This window comes from uncultured Aquimarina sp. (assembly GCF_947492115.1).
Lineage (GTDB): Bacteria > Bacteroidota > Bacteroidia > Flavobacteriales > Flavobacteriaceae > Aquimarina.
Genome location: NZ_CANLMM010000023.1, coordinates 1 through 4,969, shown reverse-complemented (window position 1 = coordinate 4,969; position 4,969 = coordinate 1). Strand labels below are relative to the sequence as shown.

The window sequence follows — 4,969 nt, the reverse complement described above, 5'->3', positions numbered from 1 at the left end:
ATTATTCATAGAATCTTTGCTATAATAAAAAACCAAACTGCTTATAAAAACAATTTGGTTTTGTCATAGAAATCAGATTGACATCGAAATTCCTTAACTTAATGACATTGATCGCAAACAGGCGGTCGGGCTATCCATTATATCTATTTATACTAGTTGCCTCTTTACATCAGCAAACTATTATAAATAGGATGACATTCCTATCCCTAAAGCAAATCTTAGCTATTCATATACTCTTGCCAAACGACTAAAAGATATTTCTTATGATCTTTTTCTTGTAACTCCATAAAACCAAATTCGTAGCAAAAGAGGTATACCTGTCCTTTTTTATTTTTCCAGTAATGCGTAAAGTATTTAGGATCAAAACCTTCTCTAATCAATTTCTCTTTCCTAATTTTTGCCATACCTGCTCGATTATAATTTTTAAGTATTTTTCTGTTCTTCTTAAGTTGAACATCAATCTTTTTAAACAAGGTATCTTCTTTTTCTTTGGTGCGCTGATAATAAAAAGCTGATCTACAGTAAGAGGAACAAAACTTCTTACCTACTCTTCCTTCCAATTTCTCATTACAATAACTACAATTCCGATTCATAAAACACCTTTCTAAAATAGTGTCTTCAATTCTAAAAATGTTACCTATCCATCGAATTAAACGTTTAATAAACGTTTAATTCGACACTTAGACTTGCTCACATTACGTTCTTTAGTCATATTTGAATATCTATGAAATTCTCAGGCAAACATATTACTCTAAAACATTTATTAATAGATCAACAGAAGATGATTGGTCTACAGTTTTATCAAGACAAAATTATCGAAGCGCTTATAAAAGAACTCCCCAATCCTAGCTGGAGTGAGGAATATGGGATGGTTTATATACAAAACACTAAAGAAAACCTAAACTTAATTTTTAGCACATTCAGAGGTGTAGCCTGGATTAATTGTAACTATTTTTTCAAAAACAGAATCATCAATCCATCGAATAAAGAAGCTGATGTAAGCTGGTTAGAAAAACGTGTAATCAACAAAAATTATCGTCGCTGCCCAGATACTTACTTAGAAAAACTAGTACTAAAGCGATATGCTAAAAACACTATAAAAAATTACGTATCTGCTTTTGAAGCATTTATCAATTATTATAGTGATAAAGATTTTTTAGAGATTAATGAATTAGATATCAAAAACTATCTTAAAGAACAAAATTTACAAGGCAGATCCAATTCCTATATAAATCAAGCTATCAATAGCATAAAGTTTTATTATGAAATTGTATTAGAAATGCCTAATAGATTCTATTATATAGACAGACCTCGAAAACAAAAGCGATTGCCAACGGTATTATCCAAAGAAGAAGTAATTACTATGATTAATAACACTAATAATATCAAACATAAATGTATTATTAGTCTATTATATTCTGCAGGTTTACGAAGAAGTGAATTATTAAATCTAAAAATAACAGATATCGATAGTAATCGGATGCTAGTTATGGTAGCTAATGCCAAAGGTAACAAAGATCGTTATACATTATTATCCAAAACCTTATTACATGATTTAAGAGCATATTATAAAGAATGGAAACCAAAAAACTATCTATTCGAAGGAGTTAATGGTAAACAATATGCTGCCCAAAGTATTGCCAAAATAGTAAAAAATGCTAGCGAAAAAGCGGGTATACTTAAAAAGGTTACTCCGCACACACTACGTCATAGTTTTGCTACCCATTTATTAGAAAATGGTACGGACTTAAGATATATTCAAAGTTTATTAGGACACAGTTCTAGCAAAACAACAGAGATTTACACACATGTCGCTACCAATAGTTTCAGAATGATCAAAAATCCCCTAGATTTGTAGAAAACATAAAGGATATATATCTACCAATAGATATATTCCTACGTTGTATGCAATTGTTCAATTTGAACGGACAATTTTTTCGGAGGGTTACGCGGGGAAGGTAAACGGAGTTTTACGCGGATCAGTAAAGCGGAACAATAGCCTTTGTGAAAAAGGATATCCCGACAAGTATGTTGCGATGGTATCGTGGAGAGTTACACTATCCAAACGTTGCCACGTTACAAATACTTGACTGGAAAGTTCGTTAAAATTTTGGACAAAGTCAAATTTGAGCGGAATGTGAAGTGGACGGATCCTAAGTAAAACGGAGTGTAAAGTTTCCTTGACCAACATCATATACCATTGTGTATATGTCATTAGCAAAGGAATCACCGAAAAAGATTGGGGATATGATCATGGCAAATGGAACAACAGTCCCTTAATTTATTATTAATTTTGACTGGAATAAAAAATTAAAATAAAAACAGCAAACAACATTGTGTATATTTAATGACGCTATATGCCAGCGCTACAGCCTTTCACTAAATATACACCTAACGTTGTGTGTAATTAAGACCAAAATCATTTATGAATAAAGAAGCACTTATAATTGGAATTAACTCCTACCAATATTTAGAAACATTGGACAAGTGTGAAAATGATGCAAATGATTTAAATAGTTTTCTAACAAGCTGTGACTTTAATACAGAAATTTTACTTAATCCTACACAAAGAGAGCTAATAAAAAGTCTTGCTGATTATAAAAAGAAACTTACTGAAGATACTATTTCTGTAATTTACTTTTCAGGTCATGGATTGCAAATTGAAGGCGATAACTTCCTTGTGCCGGTTGATGCTAACATCAGTATTTCTGAAGAAATACCTTACTTCTGTATAAATGCATCAGATTTGTTAATTGATATCGGACTAAGCTCAAAAATAATGCATCTGATAGTACTTGATGCTTGTCGTAATAATCCATTTAAAAGTGGGATAAAAAGCATATCAGGTGGACTTGCGAGAATGGTAGCTCCAATGGGTACTTTAATCGCTTTTTCAACAAGCCCTAACATGACATCTTCTGAAAAATCAGCAGACAGAAATGGAGTATATACTAAACACTTACTTAAAAACCTTAAGATTCCAAATAACTCGGTTGAACGGGTATTTAAAAACACAAGAACAGATGTAATAGAAGAAACGAATGGAAAGCAAGTTCCTTGGGAAGAATCTTCTTTACACGGTGAAGACTTCTATTTTATTAAAGAAGCAACTGCTCTTATAATGTATCTTAAAAAAGAGTTGATTTTTGCTTACCAAGAACTTACTGAAAAAACAATTGATTTTAGTTTACTAAAGGGTGATAACATGGAAACTGTTAAAGTTCCATTTTCAGAAGCGACTGAATTGTTCAGGAATCAATTTGAAGAGCATAAAAACACCATACATCCTAGAAATGCTTTTACAGTACTATTTAATCTTCAAAAGATAATTCATGCTACTTACAGATTTAGCATGATAAGCAAAACGATTGATTTTAGAGAATTGGATAAACAAGTAATTTCTCAATCTCCAAATATTAGTAAAGATGAAATCAACAGGATGCAAAAGATATTATTGACTATGGAACATTACAGTTCAATTTTTGCCCATAATGACAAATTCGGAAAATTGAAATCAATAAAAAGGATAATTGAAAATCATGTATGGACAGGCTTTAAATTGGATAAAGATATTTTAACAAAACAAAATGTGATTATGGAGGATTTTGAATTCATTAAAACCCAAGATGTTGCATTAAAAGAAATAACTGAAACAGAATTATTTATAGGAATTATGAATGAATTCTTTAAACATGAATAACTACACACAACAATATGTATAGTGCATAGCTACCCTGCGGGATAGCTACGACACCATACATTAAACGTTGGCAAACATTTGAAAATGAGAAACTACAAATTAGAAAATATTGATATTGAAGATATTGAATTAGTTCTTCAAAAAATTGAAGATACTTTTGAATTTAGATTTGTAAGTAACGAATTAATAAATGTAACTAATTTTGGAGAATTATGTGATGCAATAATGAATAAAATTACTCTTGAACATAAAGAAGATTGCACCACTCAACAAGCATTTTACAAATTAAATGAAATTCTAACTTCTGAATTTGGACTTGATGGAATAACTCCAAAAACCAAACTTTCTAAAATATTTCCTAAAAGAGAACGTCTTAAATTGATCCGAAAAGTTGAACGGAAATTGAATTTTAAATTAAATTTTACAGAACCAAAAAGAATTTATACAAACCTTTTACTGATATTTTTTTGTATTTCGATTTTCAGTTTTTTCTATGACTATAAAATTGCATTGATTGGAATTGGAATATCAATTTTCGGAATTTGGATCACACATAAATTAGGAAAAGAGTTGAATTTGAATACTATTGGAGAATTAGCCGAAAAAATGAAACGTGAGAACTACATAAAATCACGAAGAAATCCAAAGTATATAAATAAAAATGAGATAGAACAAATAATAATAGATTTGTTCTCTATTGAGTTGGATTTGGACAAAAAAGAACTGACTAGAAGTGCTCTAATATAAAAAACGATTTGCCAACAACATATATGTGGCATAGCAGCTACCAGATGAATCGATTGGTTCGTGTATATTTGCAAGGGTGTTAAGATTTTATTGTGAGAAAGTTATAAAATCAGCACAGATTTGTCGATGGCTAGGTAACATTTTGCACTGCTACGACACATATATAAAACGTTAGGTACAAGCAGGAATGATATTAACGGAAAAAAATATTGACGAAAGAAAAATTAGTAAGTTGATTGGAAAGCCAATTTCTGTGGGTTCGAAAAATCCAAAAATAATTGGTGGACCTGGGCTTTTCCTTAAATCATTTGTTAATAAGCATAATAATTCGGATTTAATCAGAACTGACTCGAAGTGTAATTTGGAAAAACGATCCAACGGACTTTTATTGCATACAAATTTTTCGAATAGACGGACTTTAATATCTATTCCTCAAAAAGACATCTTAGAAATAAGAATTGTTCGTGGGAAGGAGGAAATCGATCCTTTTTTTCTATCACCAATGTGGATTTTGTTAAAACT

4 protein-coding genes and 1 pseudogene are annotated in these 4,969 nt (G+C 30.6%); 4 read left to right on the top strand and 1 reads right to left on the bottom strand.

Features of this window, described 5'->3' with window-relative positions; genetic code table 11:
- Positions 1-218: 218 nt before the first annotated feature.
- Positions 219-593: a hypothetical protein gene (locus Q1A73_RS24195; RefSeq protein WP_299611310.1), complete on the bottom strand. Its 375-nt coding sequence runs from the start codon at positions 591-593 to the stop codon at positions 219-221.
- Between the two features lie 131 nt (positions 594-724).
- Between Q1A73_RS24195 and xerA the strand changes: the two genes are divergently transcribed.
- From xerA to Q1A73_RS24175, 4 genes and pseudogenes are all read left to right on the top strand, one after another.
- Positions 725-1,858 carry a site-specific tyrosine recombinase/integron integrase gene (gene xerA / locus Q1A73_RS24190; protein WP_299611308.1) on the top strand — a complete coding sequence of 378 codons (1,134 nt, stop codon included), beginning with the start codon at positions 725-727 and terminating at the stop codon, positions 1,856-1,858.
- A 567-nt stretch (positions 1,859-2,425) separates the two neighbouring features.
- Positions 2,426-3,700 (top strand): caspase family protein, encoded by a 1,275-nt coding sequence (locus tag Q1A73_RS24185; protein WP_299611305.1) that lies wholly within the window; start codon positions 2,426-2,428, stop codon positions 3,698-3,700.
- An 84-nt stretch (positions 3,701-3,784) separates the two neighbouring features.
- Entirely contained in the window at positions 3,785-4,447 is a 663-nt protein-coding gene (locus tag Q1A73_RS24180) for a hypothetical protein (RefSeq protein ID WP_299611302.1), read from the top strand.
- Positions 4,448-4,634: 187 nt separating this feature from the next.
- Positions 4,635-4,969 (top strand): annotated as a pseudogene (locus Q1A73_RS24175) (hypothetical protein); the annotation flags it as partial.